Raw genomic sequence first — 21827 nt, forward strand, 5'->3', positions numbered from 1 at the left:
CAGTGTTATATGCCAGCCATCTCAGGGGTCTCCATGGACAGAATCACCTTCAAACCACTGCTCCTCGCCGCCGGCCTGCTGGCCTTTATGCCAATGGCCCAGGCCGCCAGCACCCTGGTCTACTGTTCCGAAGCCAGCCCCGCCGGCTTCGACCCCAGCCAGTACACCAGCGGCACCGATTTTGATGCCTCCGCCGAAACCGTGTTCAACCGTTTGACCCAGTTCAAGCGCGGCGGCACCGAAGTCGAACCCGGCCTGGCGACCAGTTGGGAGGTCTCCAAGGACGGCCTGGCGTACACCTTCCACCTGCGTGATGGCGTCAAGTTCCACACCACCGACTTCTTCACGCCTACCCGCGACTTCAACGCCGATGACGTGCTGTTCACCTTCAACCGCCTGCTGGATGCCCAAAGCCCGTTTCGCAAGGCCTATCCGTCCGAGTCGCCCTATTTCACCGATATGGGTTTGAACACCACGATCAAAAGCGTCGACAAACTGGACGAGCACACCGTGCGTTTCAGCCTGAACAACGTCGATGCCTCGTTCGTACAGAACCTGGCAATGAGCTTCGCCTCGGTGCAATCCGCCGAATACGCAGCCCAACTATTAAAGGAAGGCCGGGCCGAAGAGATCAACCAGAAACCGGTGGGCACCGGGCCGTTTGTATTCAAGCGCTACCAAAAGGACTCGCAGATTCGCTATGTCGCCAATAAACAGTATTGGAAGCCCGAGGATGTGAAGCTCGACAACCTGGTGTTCGCGATCACCCCGGACGCCGCGTCGCGCTTGCAGAAACTCAAGGCCGGCGAATGCCAGGTCAGCGGCTACCCGCGCCCCGCCGATATCGAGGTGATGAAACAAGACCCCAACCTGCGTGTGCTGCAACAAGCGGGGTTCAACCTCGGCTTTCTGGCCTACAACGTGACGCATCCGCCGCTGGATCAACTCAAGGTGCGCCAGGCCTTGGACATGGCCATCGATAAACCCGCGATCATCAAGGCCGTGTACCAGAGCGCCGGTCAATTGGCGCAGAACGCATTGCCTCCCGCGCAGTGGTCTTATGACCCGACGATCAAGGATGCCCCCTTTGACCCGACCAAGGCACGAGCGCTACTAAAAGAAGCAGGGGTTGCACCCGGTACTACCATCAACCTGTGGGCGATGACCGTACAGCGCGCCTCCAATCCGAATGCGCGAATGTCGGCACAAATGATCCAGCAGGATTGGGCAAAGATCGGCATCAACGCCAACATCGTCAGCTATGAGTGGGGCGAGTACATCAAGCGCGCCAAGAATGGTGAGCACGATGCGATGATTTACGGCTGGACCGGCGATAACGGCGACCCGGATAACTGGCTCGGCGTGCTCTACAGTTGTGCCGCGGTGAAGGGCAGCAACTACGCCAAATGGTGTAACCCCGCCTACGACAAACTGGTGCAGCAGGCCAAGGTCAGCAGCGACCGCGAGCAGCGTATCAAGTGGTATCAGCAGGCGCAGAAAATACTTAAAGAACAGGTACCTATAACGCCTATTGCGAATTCGACGGTGTTCCAGCCGCTTCGAAAGGAAGTGCAGGACTTCAAGATCAGCCCCTTTGGCCTGACCCCGTTCTACGGCGTGAGTCTAGATAAGTAACAGCAGCGCCCCAACTGAGTGCGCCAGACGCCTCAGTTGGGCCTTTTTGGTGCCCCTTCCGCCCCTAAAAAACCCTCCAAATGTGCGCATTTGTGTCGGAAGTTTCATATTTGCGACATTCTTGTACGTTCGTACCACTCTTTCACCCTTGCAACCGTTCAGCATCTTGCAATGGGTATGGCCCCTGCATAAGTATCCGCAGGTCGACTCACGAGGTCGCCCTCACTACCAAAAATGACAACAAATCATGAGGCCAACATGCTTAAACACGCAGTCATTCCGTTACTTGTTAGCGCTGGCCTTATGGCCGCGGCGCCTTTCGCCCAAGCGGCGACTAACCTGGTGTTCTGCTCCGAAGGGAGCCCGGCCGGTTTTGATCCAGGCCAGTACACCACCGGAACAGACTTCGATGCTTCGGCCGAAACCATGTTCAACCGCCTGAGCCAGTTCGAACGTGGCGGCACCGCCGTTGTTCCTGGCCTGGCCACCCGCTGGGAAGTGTCCCCGGATGGCCTGACGTATACCTTCCACCTGCGTGAAGGCGTCAAGTTCCACACCACCCCGTACTTCAAGCCCACTCGTGAATTCTCGGCTGACGACGTACTGTTCACCTTCAACCGGATGATCAACAAAGACGATCCATTCCGTAAGGCCTACCCCACCGAGTTCCCGTACTTCACGGACATGGGGATGGACACCAACATCAAGAACATCGAGAAAGTCGATGCCCACACGGTCAAGTTCACCCTTGGCACCGTGGACGCCGCCTTCATCCAGAACCTGGCGATGAGTTTCGCGTCGATCCAGTCGGCCGAATACGCCGCCAAGTTGCTGAAAAACGGTACGCCACAGGACATCAACCAGAAGCCTGTCGGCACCGGCCCGTTCGTGTTCAAGAGCTACCAGAAAGACTCGAACATTCGCTACACCGGCAACAAGGACTACTGGAAACCTGAAGACGTGAAGATCGACAACCTGATCTTCGCCATCACCACCGACCCGTCGGTACGTATCCAGAAGCTCAAGAAAAACGAATGCCAGATCACCCTGTTTCCCCGTCCGGCCGACCTCAAGGCACTGGGCGACGACAAGGATTTGAAACTGCCGCACCAGGCCGGTTTCAACCTGGGCTACATCGCCTACAACGTCATGCCGGTGCTCAAGGGCCAGACCGCGCCTAACCCACTGTCCGACCTGCGCGTGCGCCAGGCGCTGGACATGGCGGTGAACAAGCAGCAGATCATCGACTCCGTGTACCAGGGCGCTGGCCAATTGGCGGTCAACGCCATGCCGCCGACCCAGTGGTCCTACGACACCACCATCAAAGATGCCCCGCACGACGTGGCCAAAGCCAAGGAACTGCTCAAGGAAGCCGGGATCAAGGACGGCACCGAGATCACCCTGTGGGCCATGCCGGTACAACGTCCGTACAACCCGAACGCCAAGCTGATGGCCGAGATGCTGCAGAACGACTGGAAACAGATCGGCCTGAAGGTCAACATCGTCAGTTACGAATGGGGCGAGTACATCAAGCGTTCCAAAGGCGGCGAGAACCAGGCCATGATCATTGGCTGGAGCGGCGACAATGGGGACCCGGACAACTGGCTGAACGTGCTGTTCGGCTGCGACTCGCTGTCGGGTAACAACTTCTCCAAATGGTGCGACAAGAAATTCGACGGCATCGTGAAAGAAGCCAAGGCCACATCGGATGTCGCCAAACGCACCGAGCTGTATAAGCAGGCGCAACATCTCCTCAAAGATGCAGTCCCGATGACACCTATCGCGCACTCGACGGTGTATCAACCCATGCGCAACACCGTACAGGACTTCAAGATCAGCCCGTTTGGTCTGAACTCCTTCTACGGCGTGGGCGTAAGCGGCAAGTAAGGACCGCTAGCGGCGACGCTTCAAAACGTCGCCGTTATTGCATCCGCCAAGCCAGTAGGAAACAGACCACATTCGCGCTCGCTGCCGTCCTACGGCAATGAACTTCGATTCGCGGCTCCGTTGCCTACAAGGTTAGTCAGATTTTGCGCATTTACTGCGAAGTCCTCGACCCCTAACGTCGTAGGACAGCAGAGGCTCCAATCTGATGGGCACTTGCTGTGTGTGGGATCAGTGATGTCCCCCTGGCCGTATGCCGGGGTGATTGCTCGCTGATGACAACTACAAACAAGGATCGGGATCGTCATGCGCCATACCACCGTTCTATCCGCAATTTTTGGCACCAGCCTGCTGGCTGTGGCCACGATGGGCCACGCCGCCGAGAAAAAGAGCCTGGTGTTCTGCTCGGAAGGCAGCCCGGCAGGCTTTGACACCGCGCAGTACACCACCGCCACCGACAACGATGCGGCCGAGCCGCTGTACAACCGCCTGGTTGAGTTTGAAAAGGGCGAGACCAACGTCGTACCGGGGCTGGCAACCAAGTGGGATATTTCGCCAGATGGCCTGACCTACACCTTCCACCTGCGCGAAGGGGTGAAATTCCACAGCAATAAAGAGTTCAAGCCCACGCGTGACTTCAACGCCGACGACGTGTTGTTCACCTTCAACCGCATGCTTGACCCCGAACATCCGTTTCGCAAGGCCTACCCCACCGAGTTTCCATACTTCAACGGGATGAGCCTGAACAAGAACATCGCCAAGGTCGAGAAAACCGGCCCGTACACCGTGGTGATGACCCTGAACACGGTCGACGCGGCGTTCGTGCAAAACATCGCCATGAGCTTTGCCTCGATTCTGTCGGCCGAGTACGCCGAGCAGTTGCTCAAGCAAGGCAAGCCCAGCGATATCAACCAGAAGCCGATCGGCACCGGCCCGTTCGTCTTCCAGCGCTACCAGAAAGACTCGCAGATCCGCTACACAGGCAACAAGCAGTACTGGGACCCGAGCCGGGTCAAGCTCGACCAACTGATCTTTGCCATCAACACCGACGCTTCGGTGCGGGTGCAAAAGCTCAAGGCCGGCGAATGCCAGATCACCCTGCATCCGCGCCCGGCGGACGTCGACGCCCTCAAGGCCGACCCGAACCTGCAACTGTTGACCAAGCCAGGCTTCAACCTCGGCTACATCGCCTACAACGTGCGCCATAAACCATTCGACCAGCTCGAAGTGCGCCAGGCGCTGGACATGGCGGTGAACAAGCAGAGCATCCTGAACGCCGTGTACCAGGGCGCGGGGCAACTGGCGGTCAACGCCATGCCACCGACCCAGTGGTCTTATGACGACAGCATCAAAGACGCCGCCTACAACCCGGAGAAAGCCAAGGAGCTGCTCAAGGCCGCCGGCGTGAAGGAAGGTACCGAGATCACCCTGTGGGCGATGCCGGTGCAACGGCCGTACAACCCCAATGCCAAGCTGATGGCCGAGATGCTGCAGAACGACTGGGCCAAGATCGGTCTCAAGGTCAAGATCGTCAGCTACGAGTGGGGCGAGTACATCAAGCGCACCAAGAACGGTGAGCACGACATCAGCCTGATCGGCTGGACCGGCGACAACGGCGACCCGGACAACTGGTTGGGCACCCTTTACAGCTGCGACGCCATTGGCGGGAACAACTACTCCATGTGGTGTGACCCGGCATACGACAAGCTGATCAAGCAAGCCAAGGTCGTCACCGACCGCGAACAACGGACTGTTCTGTACAAACAGGCACAGCAACTGCTCAAAGCGCAGGTGCCGATCACGCCCGTCGCCCACTCGACGGTCAACCAGCCGTTAAGCGCCAAAGTCGAAGGTTTCAAAGTGAGCCCCTTCGGCCGCAACGTGTTCTCGGACGTCAGTATCACCCCATAAGAAAATAACCGGATTGCGGAGAGTGGATAACACTCTTCGGCAAACGTGCAGCCTTCTATTGGGAAATTTCCTACGGCAAACGTTTGCAAATGCTTGAACGAGTTACACACCAATAGTCGGTTCACCTAAAAGACCGGCATAAAAAAAAGAGAACCAAAGGAGCTTCATCCATGAAACTGAGCAGCAAAGCGCTTCTGGCCCTGGCCATCAGCAGCATCACGGCGACCGCCTATGCGGAAACCCAGAGCCAGGACTTCGTTCCTACCACACTGGCCGGCGCCAGCGCCCAAAGCGAGGCCAAGGGCTTTATCGAAGGATCGAGCCTGGGCGGTACCACGCGTAACTTCTACTCAAACGAAATGAAGTTTCGTGGCGGGAAGTTCGAGTACTACAAAAATGCGACCGACAAGGCCAATAAAGTTAAAACCGGCGTCTCTCGTCGCTACAACTGGGATCAGGGCACCATCGTCAACTACACCTCGGGTTTCACCCAAGGCACTGTTGGTGTAAGCACCGAAGTCGCGGCCTACAACGCCATCGCATTGATGCGTGACCAAAAGGACATCGCCGGCGGCTCCAACCGCACCCTCGCCCACACCTACGGTGACGCCGTAGACCAGTGGAGCAAATTGGGCCTGGCCAACGTCAAGTTCCGTGTTTCGAACACCACCTTGACCGCCGGTCGCCAGAACTTCAGCAGCGGAATCATGGACACCATCGGTAACCGCGCACTGCCTTCGAGCTTTGAAGGTGTCTCCTTCAACAGCGAAGAATTCAGCAACCTGTCGTTCCAGGGCGGTATGTTTGACCGCGTTTCGCCACGTACCGAACAAAGCCTGTCGAAATTTCGCAGCGAATACAGCAGCAGCGGCGTAGAAACCGACAAGGTCTACACGCTGGGCGTCAACTACCAGCCCCTGAAAAGCCTGAAAACCAGCTTCTTCGGCGCCAACGTCAAAGACTTCTGGAACCAGTACTACTTCGGCGCGACCCATGAACTGGGCGACAGCTCGGTATTGGGCCTGACCACCGGCCTGAACTACTACAAGACCGTCGACGAAGGCAAAAAGTTGATGGGCACAATCGACAACGATACCTACTCGCTGTCGCTCGGCCTGACCCACCAGGCTCACAGCCTGACCTTCGCGTACCAGCAAGTGAACGGTAACGAATACTTCGACTACCTGCACGAAACCAACGGCATCTACCTGGCCAACTCCCTGACCTCGGACTTCAACGGCCCGAACGAGAAGTCCTTCCAGGTCGCCTACGCCATCAACATGGCCGAATACGGCGTGCCAGGCCTGAAGTTCAATATCTACTCCGCTCGCGGCTGGGGCATCGACGGTACTCACTACCGCGGCGACGGCGGCAAAGAAGACTTCGCCTACAACGGCATCCAGAAACAGAACGGCGAACACCACCAGGAATACGGTATTGGCACTTCCTACGCCATCCAGAGTGGTCCTCTGAAAGCCTCCAGCGTTCGCGCCACTTACGTGACGCACCGCGCCAGCGAGAACCAGTCTGACGGCAACCTGCGCGAGTTCCGCGTGGTCACCACCATCCCGTTCAACATTCTTTAATCAGCGCCAGGTAGACGGCGGGCTCAGGACGAGCCCGCCCTCTACGCTTGTCTGGTCCCATCGATTGCAGAGGGCTCCGAATGAACATGCTCCCGTTACAAGCCGCCATTGCCGCTGCGCTGTTGAGCGTGGCGGTTGGCATTTCGGCCAAACCGCTGGTGGTCTGCACCGAAGCCAGTCCGGAAGGTTTCGATCCGGTCCTGTACACCACGGCCGTCACCGCCGACGCCGCCGCCGAAACTATGTTCAACCGCCTGGTGGACTTCAAACCAGGCACCACCGAAGTGGTCCCCGCGCTGGCCAAAGACCTCCCGCAAATCAGCGCCGACGGCCTGACCTACACCTTCCACCTGCGTGAAGACATCAAGTTCCACACCACCGACTACTTCAAACCCACGCGCAACCTGAACGCCGACGACGTGCTTTGGAGCTTCCAGCGCCAGCTGGACCCGAAACACCCGTGGCACACCAAGTCCAACGTGGGCTACCCGTACTTTGAAAGCATGGGCTTCAAGGAACTGCTCAAGAGCGTCGAGAAGACCGACGATCACACTGTCGTCTTTACCCTGACGCGCCGTGAAGCACCGTTCCTGGCCGACCTGGCCATGGCGTTTTCCTCGATTCACTCCGCCGAATACGCCGACCAGTTGCTCAAGTCCGGCAAGACCGATGACCTCAACGCCAAGCCGATCGGCACCGGCCCGTTCATCTTCACCCGCTACGCCAAGGACGCCCAGGTGCGCTTCAAGGCCAACCCGGACTACTTCCGCGGCAAGCCACCGGCCGACCCGCTGATCCTCGCGATCACCACCGACAACAACGTGCGCCTGCAGAAGCTCAAGGCCAACGAGTGTCAGGTCGCGCTGTATCCAAAGCCGGATGACATCCCAAGTATCAAGAAAGACCCGAACCTGAAGATCGATGAACTGGCGGCGATGACCACCAGCTACACCGCCCTGAACACCACCCACAAGTACATGAGCGACCCGCGGGTACGTCACGCGATCAACATCGCGTTCGACAAGGCCGGCTATACCAAAGCACTGTTTGGCGAAGGCAACGCCGTCGTGGGCACCGGCCCGTATCCACCAACGCTGCTAGGCTTCAGCGACACACTGAAAAACCCGCCACGCGACCTGGACAAGGCCCGCGCCCTGCTCAAGGAAGCCGGCGTACCGGAAGGCACCGAATTCACCCTGTTCACTCGCGCCAACGGCGGCCCGACCAACCCCAACCCAATGATGGGCGCCCAGCGTATGCAGGCGGATCTGGCCCAGGTTGGCCTGAAGATCAACATCAAGGTCATGGAATGGGGCGAGATGCTCAAGCGCGCCAAAGCCGGCGAACACGACATGGTTTCCGCAGGCTGGGTAGGTGATAACGGCGACCCGGATAACTTCCTCACGCCTAACCTGAGTTGCGATGCCGCCAAAAACGGCGAAAACTACGCGCGCTGGTGTAACGAGGCGTTTCAAGCCTTGATCGACAAGGCCCGCGCAATCGAGGAACCGGCAGCACGGGCTGCGCTCTATGAACAGGCACAGGACGTTTTCGGCAAGGATCAACCATGGCTTCCCATGGCTTACCCGAAACTGTTCACCGCCATGCGCAAAAACGTAGAAGGCTTTACCCAAAGCCCTCTAGGTAACAATAACTTCGCCACCACCCAGGTGAAGTAAATAAGAAAAACGCTCGACACCGTCGACGTTGACGGTGCCGAACCTGCCTAACCGGCTGATTGAGGTACACCACAAGATGTTTAGTTTTATTGCCCGCCGATTGGGGTTATTGATCCCCACATTCTTCGGCATCACGTTGCTGACTTTTGCGTTGATTCGCATGATTCCCGGCGACCCCGTCGAAGTCATGATGGGCGAGCGCCGCGTCGACCCCGAGATGCACGCACAGGCAATGGAACGCCTTGGCCTTAACAAGCCGCTGTATGCGCAATACCTGGACTATGTCGGCAAGCTCGCCCAAGGCGACCTTGGCGAGTCCCTGCGCACGCGCACCAGCGTGTGGACCGAGTTCACCGCACTCTTCCCGGCGACCCTGGAACTGTCCATGGCCGCCCTGTTGTTCGCCGGTATCCTGGGCCTGTTGGCGGGGGTGATCGCGGCCTTGAAGCGAGGATCGCTGTTCGACCACGGGGTGATGGGCATCTCCCTCGCGGGCTATTCGATGCCGATCTTCTGGTGGGGCCTGATCCTGATCATGTTCTTCTCGGTGAGCCTGGGCTGGACCCCGGTTTCCGGGCGTATCGACCTGCTCTACGACATCGAGCCACGCACCGGTTTCATGCTGATCGACACCCTGCTGGCCAACGAGCCGGATGCGTTCTGGGACGCCCTGCACCACCTGATCCTGCCGGCTATCGTGCTCGGCACCATCCCGCTGGCGGTGATTGCGCGGATGACCCGCTCGTCGATGCTCGAAGTACTGCGCGAAGACTACATCCGCACCGCCAAGGCCAAAGGCCTGTCGCCGGCGCGCGTCGTCTTCGTCCACGGCCTGCGTAACGCGCTGATCCCGGTCCTCACCGTGGTCGGCCTGCAAGTCGGCACCTTGCTGGCCGGTGCGGTATTGACCGAAACCATCTTCTCGTGGCCCGGCATCGGCAAATGGCTGATCGAAGCCATTGGCGCGCGGGACTACCCGGTGGTGCAAAACGGCATTCTGCTGATCGCCTGCCTGGTGATCGTGGTGAACTTCGTGGTGGATATCCTCTACGGCTTCGCCAACCCACGCATCCGTCACCAGCGCTGAGATCATGACCATGACCACACCCACTCCAGTGTCAGCAGTCGATCAAAGCCTGCTGTACCCGTCCCCGTACAAAGAATTCTGGCAAGCCTTCTCCCAAAACAAAGGCGCAGTCGCCGGCCTGCTGTTTATGCTGCTGATCGTGTTCTGCGCGCTCTTCGCCCCCTGGGTGGCGCCGCACAACCCCAGCGAGCAATACCGTGACTTCCTGCTGACCCCGCCGTCGTGGCTGGAAGGTGGGCAGATCCAGTTCCTGCTCGGCACCGACGAACTCGGCCGTGACTTGCTCTCGCGCCTGATCCAGGGCTCGCGCCTGTCGTTGCTGATCGGCTTGTCGTCGGTGGTGATGTCGCTGATTCCGGGCATCCTGCTCGGGCTGTTCGCCGGGTTCTTCCCGCGCCTGCTCGGCCCGACCATCATGCGCCTGATGGACATCATGCTGGCCCTGCCGTCGCTGCTGCTGGCCGTTGCCATTGTCGCGATCCTCGGCCCTGGCCTGATCAACACCGTGATCGCCATCGCCATCGTGTCGCTGCCGTCCTACGTGCGTTTGACCCGCGCTGCGGTGATGGGCGAACTGAACCGCGACTACGTGACCGCCGCCCGCCTGGCCGGTGCCGGCCTGCCCCGCCTGATGTTCATCACCGTGCTGCCCAACTGCATGGCACCGCTGATCGTCCAGGCGACCCTGAGTTTCTCTTCGGCGATTCTCGATGCCGCAGCCCTCGGCTTCCTCGGCTTGGGCGTGCAACCGCCAACGCCGGAGTGGGGCACCATGCTGGCTTCGGCCCGTGACTACATCGAACGCGCCTGGTGGGTCGTGAGCCTGCCGGGTCTGACCATTTTGCTCAGCGTGCTGGCAATCAACTTGATGGGCGACGGCCTGCGCGATGCGCTAGACCCGAAACTCAAGAACGCCGCCTGAGGAGCTTCCCATGTCACTGTTAGAAATCAAAAATCTCAACGTGCGCTTCGGCGACAAGACCGCCGTGCCGGTGGTCGACGGCCTCGACATTAGCGTCGACAAAGGCGAAGTGCTGGCGATCGTGGGCGAGTCGGGCTCGGGTAAATCCGTGACCATGATGGCGCTGATGGGCCTGATCGAGCACCCCGGCATCGTCACCGCCGACGCCCTGAACTTCGACGGCAAAGACATGCTCAAGCTGAGCAACCGCCAGCGTCGGCAAATCGTCGGCAAAGACCTGGCGATGGTGTTCCAGGACCCGATGACCGCACTGAACCCCAGCTACACCGTGGGTTTCCAGATCGAAGAAGTGCTGCGCCTGCACCTGAAGATGTCCAGCAAGCAAGCGCGCAAGCGCGCCATCGAACTGCTGGAAAAAGTCGAGATCCCTGGCGCTGCCAGCCGGATGGACGCCTACCCGCACCAATTGTCCGGCGGTATGAGCCAGCGTGTGGCCATCGCGATGGCGATTGCCGGCGAACCGAAGTTGCTGATCGCCGACGAACCGACCACCGCGCTAGACGTGACCATCCAGGCGCAGATCATGGACCTGCTGCTGGCCCTGCAAAAAGAGCAGAACATGGGCCTGGTGCTGATCACCCACGACCTCGCGGTCGTGGCAGAAACCGCCCAGCGCGTGTGCGTGATGTACGCCGGCCAAGCGGTGGAAGTCGGCCAGGTGCCGCAACTGTTCGATATTCCGGCGCATCCCTACAGCGAAGCGCTGCTCAAGGCGATCCCGGAGCACAGCCTCGGTGCCGCGCGCCTGGCCACGCTGCCCGGCATCGTGCCCGGCCGTTATGACCGCCCGCAAGGTTGCCTGTTGTCGCCGCGTTGCCCCTACGTGCAGGACAGCTGCCGCCAGACCCGTCCGGGCCTGGACCCTAAATCGAACAGCCTTGCACGCTGCTTCTACCCCTTGAACCAGGAGGTGGCGTAATGGCCGTCGTTCTTACCGCCCGCGACCTGACCCGTCACTACGAAGTGTCCCGTGGCCTGTTCAAGGGCCACGCCACCGTGCGCGCCCTCAACGGCGTGTCCTTTGAGCTGGAAGCCGGCAAGACGCTCGCGGTGGTAGGCGAGTCGGGTTGCGGCAAATCCACCCTGGCCCGTGCGCTGACGCTGATTGAAGAACCGTCTTCAGGCTCGTTGAAAATCGCCGGCCAGGAAGTCACCGGCGCCAACAAAGCGCAGCGCAAGCAATTGCGCAAAGACGTGCAGATGGTATTCCAGAGCCCGTATGCCTCGCTGAACCCACGGCAGAAAGTCGGCGATCAACTCGGCGAACCGTTGCTGATCAACACCAACCTGTCCGCCGCCGAGCGCCGCGAAAAGGTCCAGGCGATGATGAAGCAGGTGGGCCTGCGCCCTGAGCACTACCAGCGCTACCCGCACATGTTCTCCGGTGGCCAGCGCCAGCGGATCGCATTGGCCCGCGCCATGATGCTGCAACCCAAAGTGCTGGTGGCGGATGAACCGACCTCGGCGCTGGACGTGTCGATCCAGGCCCAGGTGCTTAACCTGTTCATGGATTTGCAGCAGGAATTCAACACCGCCTACGTGTTCATTTCCCACAACCTCGCGGTGGTGCAACACGTTGCCGACGACGTGATGGTGATGTACCTCGGCCGCCCAGTGGAAGTCGGCCCCAAGGACGACATCTACGCCCGCCCCTTGCACCCGTACACCCAGGCGCTGCTGTCGGCGACCCCGACCATTCACCCGGACCCGAACAAGCCGAAGATCAAGATCGTCGGCGAGTTGCCCAACCCGCTGAACCCACCGTCGGGTTGCGCCTTCCACAAGCGCTGCCCGTATGCGACCGAGCGTTGCAGCAGCGAGGAGCCGCAGTTGCGGCCGTTGGATAACCGCCAGGTGGCTTGCCACTATGCGGAGCAGTTCGTCGCCTGAAACGAGCACCGCGCTCCCGTGTGGGGAGCGCGTTGACACAGCGTTCTACAGCCCTTCCCGTCAGGTTGCGCATCAGCCTGGAGGGAGGGGCTTTTTTTCGCCGGATCTACGTCTGGCTATCGCCTTCATCATCCGCGTTGTCATCGCCCGGCTCGTCGGTGGTGGAGTCGTCATCGCCCTTGCTGCCACCCTGATCCTCATCGCCAGCCTCCGATTCGGACTTGGCCAACTGCAGGACCTTGCCCTCCCCACTCTGAACCGCAAACACCGCCGCCCCGCTCTGCACCGGGTTATGTGCCCAGGCCGTCGACATTCCCAATGACAACAGCACCAGCACCTTTAGCAACAGCACAACGCGTTGAACAATACTCATGGTCGATCCCCTCCAGTCAGTAGGTGAATCCCGCACGACGGCTGTTTAGTGCCGCCAGCGTTGACGCTAGTCCCGATGCCGGGTTCTCGCCAATCCCATGCCGGGGGAGATCAAAAAATGTGGGAGGGAGCTTGCTCCCGATAGCGGTGGATCAGCCAGCACAGAGAGTGGCTGATCCACCGCTATCGGGAGCAAGTCGAATCGTCGCACCGCCCCTCCCACAGGTTGTTTTGTCGCGCCCATGAAAAAGGGCGGAGCCATGACAGCTTCGCCCTCTTGTCCACCGCTCAGACCTTAATGGTGCTCGCGGGTCGCGCGGAATTTCACATCCGGCCAGCGCTCTTCCATCAGCGCCAAATTGACCCGGGTCGGGGCCAGGTAGGTCAAGTGACCGCCGCCGTCGATCGCCAGGTTTTCCACGGCTTTGTTGGAGAACTCTTCCAACTTCTTCTTATCGCTGCAATCGATCCAACGCGCCGAATACACGGTGATTGGCTCGTAGGAGCATTCGACCTTGTATTCCTCTTTCAAGCGGCTGGCGACCACATCGAACTGCAGCACACCGACGGCGCCGAGGATGATGTCGTTGCTGCGCTCGGGGAAGAACACCTGGGTCGCGCCCTCCTCCGCCAGTTGCTGCAAACCTTGGCGCAGTTGCTTGGATTTCAGCGGGTCGCGCAGGCGCACGCGGCGGAACAGTTCCGGGGCGAAGTGCGGGATACCGGTGAAGCCCAGCGTTTCGCCTTCGGTGAAGGTGTCGCCAATCTGGATGGTGCCGTGGTTGTGCAGGCCGATGATGTCGCCGGCGTAGGCTTCTTCGAGCTGTTCACGCTCGGAGGAGAAGAACGTCAGGGCGTCGCCGATGCGCACGTCCTTGCCGATGCGCACGTGGCGCATCTTCATGCCTTTTTCGTATCTGCCGGAGCAGATGCGCATAAAGGCGATACGGTCGCGGTGTTTGGGGTCCATGTTCGCCTGGATCTTGAACACGAAACCGGCGAATTTCTCTTCCACCGGCTCCACGGTACGCTCGTTGGCGACCCGGGCCAGCGGGCGCGGGGCCCAGTCCACCACGGCGTCGAGCACGTGGTCGACACCGAAGTTGCCCAACGCAGTACCGAAGAACACCGGGGTCAGTTGGCCGTCGAGGAATTCCTGCTGGTTGAATTCGTGGCAGGCGCCCTGCACCAGCTCCAGTTGGTCCACGAAACGGTCGTACTCATCGCCCAAGTGAGCGCGGGCTTCGTCGGAGTCGAGCTTTTCGATGATTTTCACATCGGTGCGTTCGTGACCGTGGCCGGCGGTGTAGACAATGATGTAGTCGTCGGCCAGGTGGTACACACCCTTGAAGTCGCGGTAGCAACCGATCGGCCAGGTGATCGGCGCGGCCTTGATCTTCAGGACCGCTTCGATTTCATCCAACAACTCGATCGGGTCGCGGATGTCGCGGTCGAGTTTGTTGATGAAGCTGACGATCGGCGTGTCGCGCAGACGGCAAACGTCCATCAGCGCAATGGTACGTGGCTCAACGCCCTTACCGCCGTCGAGGACCATCAAGGCCGAGTCCACCGCGGTCAGGGTGCGGTAGGTGTCTTCGGAGAAGTCTTCGTGGCCCGGGGTGTCGAGCAGGTTGATCATGTGATCGCGATATGGGAACTGCATGACCGACGTGGTAATGGAAATACCCCGTTGTTTTTCCATTTCCATCCAGTCGGAGGTGGCATGGCGGTCGGATTTGCGGGATTTCACCGTGCCGGCCACTGCGATTGCCTTGCCCATCAGCAGGAGCTTCTCGGTGATGGTGGTTTTACCGGCATCGGGGTGGGAAATAATGGCGAAAGTGCGGCGTTTCGCGACTTCGGCGGCCTGGTGGGTCATGGGAAATCGCCTGGCAGGTGAGTCAAAAAAGGGCGGCGAGTATAGCGCAAACCCAGGGTGCCGGACCACCGTTCACCCGGTTGGGGGTGGCTAAATACTGCCAAGTATGGAACCTTTTAAAAGGTAGAGACGTCCACTCCCCTGCTACCGCACTCGGAACAGGGGCTGAAAAATCAGCAAGTTAGCCTGACGAGGCTGCGCTCATAGCTCGACCTCACGCCGTCTTACCGGCATTGGCGAGCTGCTTTTCGCGTCCACATCCGTTGACAGCCAGAAATGGCATGCCACGAAGAAATGTGTTCGCCGACTGAACAAAAGGAGTCCGCCTGTGGCTATTCGCTATGGCAAAGGGCTGATAGGAGGAGCGGTTGTCGTCGCTCTCCTGGCCCTGCTGATCCACTGGATCGGCATCAACACGATCGAACTGTACCGCGACGATTTGTTGTTTTACCTGCAAGCTCACCTGATTCTCGTCCTAGTCTCCATGCTGGCCGCCCTGATTGTGGGCATCCCCGCCGGTATCCTGCTCAGCCGACCGAACATGGTCGGGCGCGCAGAACGCTTCATGCAAATCTTCAACATCGGCAACACCGTCCCTCCCCTGGCCGTACTGGCCATCGCCCTCGGCGTCCTCGGCATCGGCAGCGGCCCGGCGATCTTCGCGCTGTTCCTCGCCTCCTTGCTGCCCATCGTGCGCAACACCTACGAAGGCCTGAAAAACGTCCAAGGTTCGCTGAAAGAAGCCGCCACCGGCATCGGCATGACCCCGCGCCAGGTGCTGTTTCGCGTCGAGTTGCCGAACGCCGTGCCGATCATCATCGGCGGCGTGCGCGTGGCACTGGCGATCAACGTCGGCACCGCGCCGCTGGCGTTCCTGATCGGTGCCAACAGCCTGGGCAGCCTGATCTTCCCCGGCATCGCCCTGAACAACCATCCGCAACTGCTGCTCGGTGCCGCATGTACCGCGTTGCTGGCATTGCTGCTCGACGGCCTGGTGACCATGGCCAGCCGCCTCTGGCTGGAACGCGGGTTGCGTCCGTCTTAAGGCTTGGCATAGGAACCAACATGAAAAAACTGACATTGATATTGAGCTGCGTCCTGCTGTTCGCAGGTATTGCGCAAGCCGCAGAAAAACCAGTCATCCGCATCGGCGCCCGGGTGTTCACCGAACAGACCTTGCTGGCCGAAATCACTGCCCAGTACCTGCGCACCAAGGGCTATGACACCCGCGTAACCGGCGGCCTGGGCAGCAATCTGGCGCGCAGTGCCCAGGAAAGCGGGCAACTGGATATGCTCTGGGAATACACCGGGGTGTCGCTGGTGAATTACAACCATGTGGACGAGAAACTCAGCAGCGAACAGTCCTACGCACGGGTGAAAGAACTCGATGCAAAAAGAGGTCTTGCCTGGCTGTCGCCGTCTAAATTCAGCAACACCTACGCGTTGGCGCTGCCAGAGAACGTGGCCAAGGAATTTCCGCAGATCAACAGTATCAGCGACCTGACCCAAGCCCTGGCGCAAACAAACAAAGGCACGCGCCTGGTGGCCCTGGACACCGAATTCGCCAACCGTTCCGACGGGATGGACGGCATGGTCAAGCTGTACGACATGAACCTGACCCGCAAAAACACCCGGCAGATGGACGCCGGCCTGGTCTATACCGCGCTGCGTAATGGCCAGGTGTTTGCCGGTTTGGTCTACACCACCGACGGTCGCCTGAGCGCCTTCAAATTGAAGCTGCTCGAAGACGACAAACATTACTTCCCGGACTACACCGCCGCGCCGGTGGTGCGCCAGGCGTACCTCGATGCACACCCACAACTGGCGGCAGACCTCAAGCCGCTGGCCGCACTGTTCGACGATGAAACCATGCGCCAGTTGAACGCGCGGGTCGACGTCGACCATGAAAGCCCGTCCGCCGTGGCCGCAGATTTCCTGCGCCAACATCCGATCAACTAATTAAGAGGAGAAGACATGGAATTTCTGAACGCCTTTTCCCATCTTGATTGGGCACTCGTCCTGCACCTGACCTGGCAGCACATCACCCTGGTCGGCATCGCCGTGATCCTCGCGATTGTCGTCGGCGTGCCCCTCGGCGTGCTGATGACCCGTTTCCCGAGCTTGGCCGGCCCGCTGCAAGCCAGCGCCACCGTGCTGCTGACCGTGCCGTCCATCGCGCTGTTCGGTCTGCTGCTGCCGTTCTACTCCACATTCGGCCAGGGCCTGGGGCCAATGCCGGCGATCACCGCCGTGTTCCTCTACTCCCTGCTGCCGATCATGCGTAACACCTACCTGGCCCTGACCGGCGTGGACCCGGGTATTCGCGAAGCCGCCAAAGGCATCGGCATGACCTTCGGCCAGCGCCTGCGCATGGTCGAACTGCCCATCGCCGTGCCGGTGATCCTGGCCGGGGTGCGCACCGCCGTGGTGATGAACATCGGCGTGATGACCATCGCCGCCACCATCGGCGCCGGCGGCCTGGGTGTACTTATTCTGGCTTCCATCAGCCGCAGCGACATGTCGATGCTGATCGTCGGCGCCGTGCTGGTCAGTCTCCTGGCCATCTTCGCCGACCTGCTTCTGCAATGGCTGCAACGCTCGCTGACTCCAAAAGGACTGCTCAAATGATCGAACTTCAACACCTGACCAAGACTTTTCAAAGCAACGGCAAAACTGTCTCCGCCGTGAACGACGTAAGCCTGACCGTCAATGAAGGCGAGATTTGCGTATTCCTGGGGCCCTCGGGCTGCGGCAAGAGCACCACGCTGAAAATGATCAACCGCCTGATCAAACCTACGTCGGGCAAGATCCTGATCAACGGCGAAGACACCACCGACCTCGACGAAGTGACCCTGCGTCGCAATATCGGCTACGTGATCCAGCAGATCGGCCTGTTCCCGAACATGACCATCGAGGAAAACATCGTGGTCGTGCCCAAGTTGCTGGGCTGGGACAAGCAGAAATGCCACGACCGCGCCCGCGAGTTGATGAGCATGATCAAGCTGGAACCCAAGCAGTACCTGCACCGCTATCCGCGCGAACTGTCCGGTGGCCAGCAACAGCGCATCGGCGTGATCCGTGCGCTGGCGGCGGATGCGCCGTTGCTGCTGATGGATGAGCCGTTCGGCGCGGTCGACCCGATCAACCGCGAAATGATCCAGAACGAATTTTTCGAGATGCAGCGCGCACTGAACAAGACCGTGATCATGGTCAGCCATGACATCGATGAAGCCATCAAGCTGGGTGACAAGATCGCCATCTTCCGCGCCGGCAAGCTGCTGCAGATCGACCACCCGGACACCCTGCTGGCGCACCCGGTGGACGAGTTCGTCAGCAACTTCGTCGGCCAGGACAGCACCCTCAAGCGTCTGCTGCTAGTAAAAGCCGAAGACGCGGCGGACAACGCCCCCTCGGTCAGCCCGGAAACCCCGGTGGCCGACGCCCTGGAGTTGATGGACGAACTCGACCGCCGCTATGTGGTGGTCACCTGCGCCGAGAACAAGGCGCTGGGTTATGTGCGACGTCGCGACCTGCACCGTCAGACCGGCACTTGCGGTCAATACCTGCTCGAGTTCAACGCCACGGCGGCGTATGACGAGCACTTGCGCATCCTGTTGTCGCGCATGTACGAGTTCAACCGTTCGTGGTTGCCGGTGATGGATGCCGAGCGGGTGTTTTTGGGTGAAGTGACGCAGGAGTCGATTGCCGAGTACTTGAGCTCCGGTAAGTCGCGTGGGGGCAAGACCAGTATCGTTTCGCCTGCAGAAACAGCCCTGGCCTGATCTGACACAACACGCTTAAAACTGTGGGAGGGGGCTTGCCCCCGATGGCGGTGTATCAGTCGTGAATACATTGACTGACACACTGCCATCGGGGGCAAGCCCCCTCCCACATTTGCCCCTCTGTGTGTCAGGGAAATACCCTCGATTATCCGCCTGCGGGGAACATCAATCCGTCACACCTGTCGGTTACATAAGTAGCTGCACGTGGTCCCGCGACGAACGCGTGCAAAAACGCGACATTTTTAGTTGATCTATGGTCCCTCACGTCCTAAAGTTCGCGCCGAACGTCCATGCTGGAAACGATCCATCCGGCTCAAGTACTGACGACGAGACAGCAAGGCCAAGGGAAGCGGTTGATCCCATGGCCTTTTTGCTTTCGGCGACATGCCTTGGGAAGTAGGCGAACCAAAGTGGGGATACGGAGGACGTTCATTTGCACCCATTGATTAATACAGTTTGCCCTTAGGAGTCCCCAAGCATGTCGATCAACGTCGAAGATTATTTCGCGCGCGCCACTTTTGACAAAATGAAGGCGTTCGCCGACAAGCAAGAAACCCCGTTCGTGGTGATCGACACCGCGATGATCAGCCAGGCCTACGATGACCTGCGCGCCGGTTTCGAATTCGCCAACATCTATTACGCGGTCAAGGCCAACCCGGCCGTCGAGATCATCGACCTGTTGAAAGACAAGGGCTCGAGCTTCGACATCGCCTCGATCTACGAGCTCGACAAAGTGATGGACCGCGGCGTCAGCGCCGACCGTATCAGCTACGGCAACACCATCAAGAAGTCCAAGGACATCCGCTACTTCTATGATAAGGGCGTGCGTCTGTTCTCCACCGATTCCGAAGCCGACCTGCGCAACATTGCCAAGGCCGCACCGGGCTCGAAAATCTATGTGCGTATCCTCACCGAAGGCTCGACCACGGCTGACTGGCCTTTGTCGCGTAAATTCGGCTGCCAGACCGACATGGCCATGGACCTGCTGATCCTGGCGCGTGACCTGGGCCTGGTGCCGTATGGCATCTCGTTCCACGTCGGCTCGCAACAGCGCGACATCAGTGTGTGGGACGCGGCGATCGCCAAGGTCAAAGTGATCTTCGAGCGCCTGAAGGAAGAAGACGGCATCCACCTCAAGCTGATCAACATGGGCGGCGGCTTCCCGGCCAACTACATCACCCGCACCAACAGCCTGGAAACCTACGCCGAAGAAATCATCCGCTTCCTCAAGGAAGATTTCGGCGACGACCTGCCGGAAATCATCCTGGAACCGGGCCGTTCGCTGATCGCCAACGCCGGCATCCTGGTCAGTGAAGTGGTACTGGTTGCACGTAAATCGCGTACCGCCGTCGAGCGTTGGGTGTACACGGACGTGGGCAAGTTCTCCGGCCTGATCGAAACCATGGACGAAGCGATCAAGTTCCCGATCTGGACCGAGAAGAAAGGCGAGATGGAAGAAGTGGTGATCGCCGGTCCTACTTGCGACAGCGCCGACATCATGTACGAAAACTACAAGTACGGACTGCCGCTGAACCTGGCGATCGGTGATCGGATGTACTGGTTGTCGACCGGTGCGTACACCACCAGCTACAGCGCGGTTGAATTCAATGGCTTTCCGCCGTTGAAGTCGTACTACGTGTAAGACGGCCCTAAAACAAAAAACCCATGACCTGTCATGGGTTTTTTATAGCTCAGAAACAGGTCAGAGCACGTTGCTCATAGGCATCGGCCATCGCCCGAATCCGCGGATCATTCGCTGCCGCCAGCGCCTGATGCGCCACCCGCAAAAACTTCAGATTGCCGCCTGCCAGCGCCTTGCGCAGCCACGCCAGCGCCGCCTCGATCTGGCCGCTGTCGGCCAGCACCGCCGCATAACTGAACTGCCCACGAAAATCCCCAGCTTCGGCTGAGCGTCGATACCACGCCACGGCAGCGTCCAGATCCCTCGGGCAAAATTGCCCCTCTTCCAGATAGCGTCCCAACAGGTTCATGGACTTCGCGTGGCCCTGCTCCGCCGCCTGGCGATAACACCTCAGCGCGTGTGCTTGATCCTCAGCGACGCCACGCCCGGTGGCCAGCAGGTTGGCGTAGTTGTACTGCGCCCAATCCAACCCGGCTTCGGCCGCAAGCTGATATTCCCGCGCCGCAGCCGCTTCGTCGGCGCTGCAACCCCAGCCATGCTCCCGGCAGCGCCCCAACATATTGCGCGCCATCAAGTGCCCGCCCTGCGCCGCGATCTGGAACCAGCGCAGTGCCAGCGCTTGATCGCGCTTGATGCCACGCCCTTCCAGCAGGATCTGCCCGAGCAATGCCTGGGCCTCGACCACGCCCTCCTTGGCCGCGATCAGGATCGCCTGGGCCGCACGCACCGGTGAGTCGTCGAGCATGCGCTGCAACTGTTCGACGTTGAGCACTTCTTCACGGCGCAATAAAAAGCCCATGCTCAGACCTCGACCCAGCGACGCAACAGGTTGTGGTAAGTGCCGGTGAGCTGGATCAACGCCGGGTGGTCGGGGACATCCGCGCTCAGTTGCTGGATCGCACCGTCCATCTCGAACAGCAAGGTGCGCTGGCTGTCTTCGCGCACCAGGCTTTGGGTCCAGAAAAACGAGGCGTAGCGTGCGCCACGGGTCACGGCGTTGACTTTGTGCAGGCTGGAGCCGGGGTAGAGCACCATGTCGCCGGCGGGCAGTTTGACCCGTTGCAGGCCGAAGGTGTCCTGGATCTCCAGTTCGCCGCCGTCGTATTCCTCCGGGTCGCTGAAGAACAGGGTGGACGACAGGTCGGTGCGCACCCGCTCATGGCTGCCCTTGGGCTGGCGCACGGCATTGTCGATATGGAAATCGAAACTGCCCCCGGCGGTGTAGCAGTTAAGCAGCGGCGGGAAGACTTTGTGCGGTAACGCCGCCGACATGAACAGCGGGTTTTGCCACAACCGCTCAAGCATCGCCGCACCGATTTCCTTGGCCAGCGGGTGGCCTTCGGGCAATTGCAGGTTGTGCTTGGCCTTGGCGGACTGGTACCCGGCGGTGATTTTACCGTCGGCCCAGTCGGCCGCTTCCAGCGCTTGGCGGATGCGCTGCACTTCCTCACGAGAGAACAGGCCGGGAATATGCAGCAACATGGTCAATACCTGAGAG

General features: G+C 59.9%; 18 protein-coding genes. 14 read left to right on the forward strand and 4 right to left on the reverse strand.

The genetic code is table 11. The features are described from left to right. The first annotated feature begins 33 nt into the window (after nt 1-33). The 9 genes from L9Z73_RS00165 to L9Z73_RS00205 all read left to right on the forward strand — a co-directional run bounded on the left by L9Z73_RS00165 (nt 34) and on the right by L9Z73_RS00205 (nt 12654). Entirely contained in the window at nt 34-1635 is a 1602-nt protein-coding gene (locus L9Z73_RS00165) for an ABC transporter substrate-binding protein (RefSeq protein WP_247395503.1), read from the forward strand. Nucleotides 1636-1893: 258 nt separating this feature from the next. Next, nucleotides 1894-3522, forward strand: coding sequence for an ABC transporter substrate-binding protein (locus L9Z73_RS00170; RefSeq protein ID WP_247395506.1), 1629 nt, complete (start codon nt 1894-1896; stop codon nt 3520-3522). Between the two features lie 363 nt (nt 3523-3885). Continuing rightward, a complete protein-coding gene (locus tag L9Z73_RS00175) occupies nt 3886-5430 on the forward strand; it encodes an ABC transporter substrate-binding protein (RefSeq protein ID WP_430624270.1) in 1545 nt (514 codons plus the stop codon). Between the two features lie 170 nt (nt 5431-5600). After that, nucleotides 5601-7016, forward strand: a complete 1416-nt coding sequence (locus L9Z73_RS00180; protein ID WP_247395510.1) for an OprD family outer membrane porin — start codon at nt 5601-5603, stop codon at nt 7014-7016. A gap of 80 nt (nt 7017-7096) precedes the next feature. Beyond that, complete coding sequence (locus L9Z73_RS00185) at nt 7097-8695, forward strand: ABC transporter substrate-binding protein (protein WP_247395512.1); 1599 nt, start codon at nt 7097-7099, stop codon at nt 8693-8695. Nucleotides 8696-8771: 76 nt separating this feature from the next. Beyond that, nucleotides 8772-9782: an ABC transporter permease subunit gene (locus L9Z73_RS00190; RefSeq protein WP_247395514.1), complete on the forward strand. Its 1011-nt coding sequence runs from the start codon at nt 8772-8774 to the stop codon at nt 9780-9782. 10 nt (nt 9783-9792) lie between these two features. Further along, entirely contained in the window at nt 9793-10704 is a 912-nt protein-coding gene (locus tag L9Z73_RS00195) for an ABC transporter permease subunit (protein ID WP_247395517.1), read from the forward strand. Nucleotides 10705-10714: 10 nt separating this feature from the next. Further along, on the forward strand, nt 10715-11683 hold the full coding sequence (locus tag L9Z73_RS00200) for an ABC transporter ATP-binding protein (protein WP_102617145.1): 969 nt from the start codon (nt 10715-10717) through the stop codon (nt 11681-11683). Continuing rightward, the gene (locus tag L9Z73_RS00205) at nt 11683-12654 is read left to right on the forward strand and encodes a peptide ABC transporter ATP-binding protein (protein WP_247395518.1); all 972 of its coding nucleotides are present in this window, start codon (nt 11683-11685) and stop codon (nt 12652-12654) included. The genes L9Z73_RS00200 and L9Z73_RS00205 overlap by 1 nt, the downstream gene beginning before the upstream one ends. Before the next feature lie 106 nt (nt 12655-12760). On the opposite strand, the gene L9Z73_RS00210 is transcribed toward L9Z73_RS00205, so the two are convergent. Further along, nucleotides 12761-13027 (reverse strand): hypothetical protein, encoded by a 267-nt coding sequence (locus L9Z73_RS00210; RefSeq protein ID WP_247395519.1) that lies wholly within the window; start codon nt 13025-13027, stop codon nt 12761-12763. A gap of 294 nt (nt 13028-13321) precedes the next feature. Further along, entirely contained in the window at nt 13322-14905 is a 1584-nt protein-coding gene (locus L9Z73_RS00215) for a peptide chain release factor 3 (RefSeq protein WP_247395520.1), read from the reverse strand. Between the two features lie 328 nt (nt 14906-15233). Here L9Z73_RS00215 and L9Z73_RS00220 point away from each other — a divergent pair, with 328 nt between their 5' ends. From L9Z73_RS00220 to L9Z73_RS00240, 5 genes are all read left to right on the forward strand, one after another. Then, nucleotides 15234-15950 carry an ABC transporter permease gene (locus L9Z73_RS00220; protein WP_247395521.1) on the forward strand — a complete coding sequence of 239 codons (717 nt, stop codon included), beginning with the start codon at nt 15234-15236 and terminating at the stop codon, nt 15948-15950. Between the two features lie 20 nt (nt 15951-15970). Further along, entirely contained in the window at nt 15971-16864 is an 894-nt protein-coding gene (locus L9Z73_RS00225; protein ID WP_247395522.1) for a glycine betaine ABC transporter substrate-binding protein, read from the forward strand. Nucleotides 16865-16879: 15 nt separating this feature from the next. Continuing rightward, on the forward strand, nt 16880-17533 hold the full coding sequence (locus tag L9Z73_RS00230) for an ABC transporter permease (RefSeq protein ID WP_247395523.1): 654 nt from the start codon (nt 16880-16882) through the stop codon (nt 17531-17533). Beyond that, the gene (locus tag L9Z73_RS00235) at nt 17530-18687 is read left to right on the forward strand and encodes a betaine/proline/choline family ABC transporter ATP-binding protein (RefSeq protein ID WP_247395525.1); all 1158 of its coding nucleotides are present in this window, start codon (nt 17530-17532) and stop codon (nt 18685-18687) included. Before L9Z73_RS00230 ends, L9Z73_RS00235 begins: the two co-directional genes overlap by 4 nt. A gap of 478 nt (nt 18688-19165) precedes the next feature. Continuing rightward, on the forward strand, nt 19166-20329 hold the full coding sequence (locus L9Z73_RS00240; protein ID WP_247395527.1) for a type III PLP-dependent enzyme: 1164 nt from the start codon (nt 19166-19168) through the stop codon (nt 20327-20329). A gap of 49 nt (nt 20330-20378) precedes the next feature. Here the strand turns inward: L9Z73_RS00240 and L9Z73_RS00245 are convergent, their stop codons facing one another. Both L9Z73_RS00245 and L9Z73_RS00250 read right to left on the reverse strand, forming a co-directional pair. Continuing rightward, nucleotides 20379-21128, reverse strand: coding sequence for a tetratricopeptide repeat protein (locus tag L9Z73_RS00245; protein ID WP_247395529.1), 750 nt, complete (start codon nt 21126-21128; stop codon nt 20379-20381). 2 nt (nt 21129-21130) lie between these two features. Continuing rightward, a complete protein-coding gene (locus tag L9Z73_RS00250; RefSeq protein ID WP_247395531.1) occupies nt 21131-21811 on the reverse strand; it encodes a Fe2+-dependent dioxygenase in 681 nt (226 codons plus the stop codon). Nucleotides 21812-21827 lie beyond the last annotated feature (16 nt).

This window comes from Pseudomonas emilianonis (assembly GCF_023072625.1).
In the GTDB taxonomy this organism is placed as follows: Bacteria; Pseudomonadota; Gammaproteobacteria; order Pseudomonadales; family Pseudomonadaceae; genus Aquipseudomonas; species Aquipseudomonas paraveronii.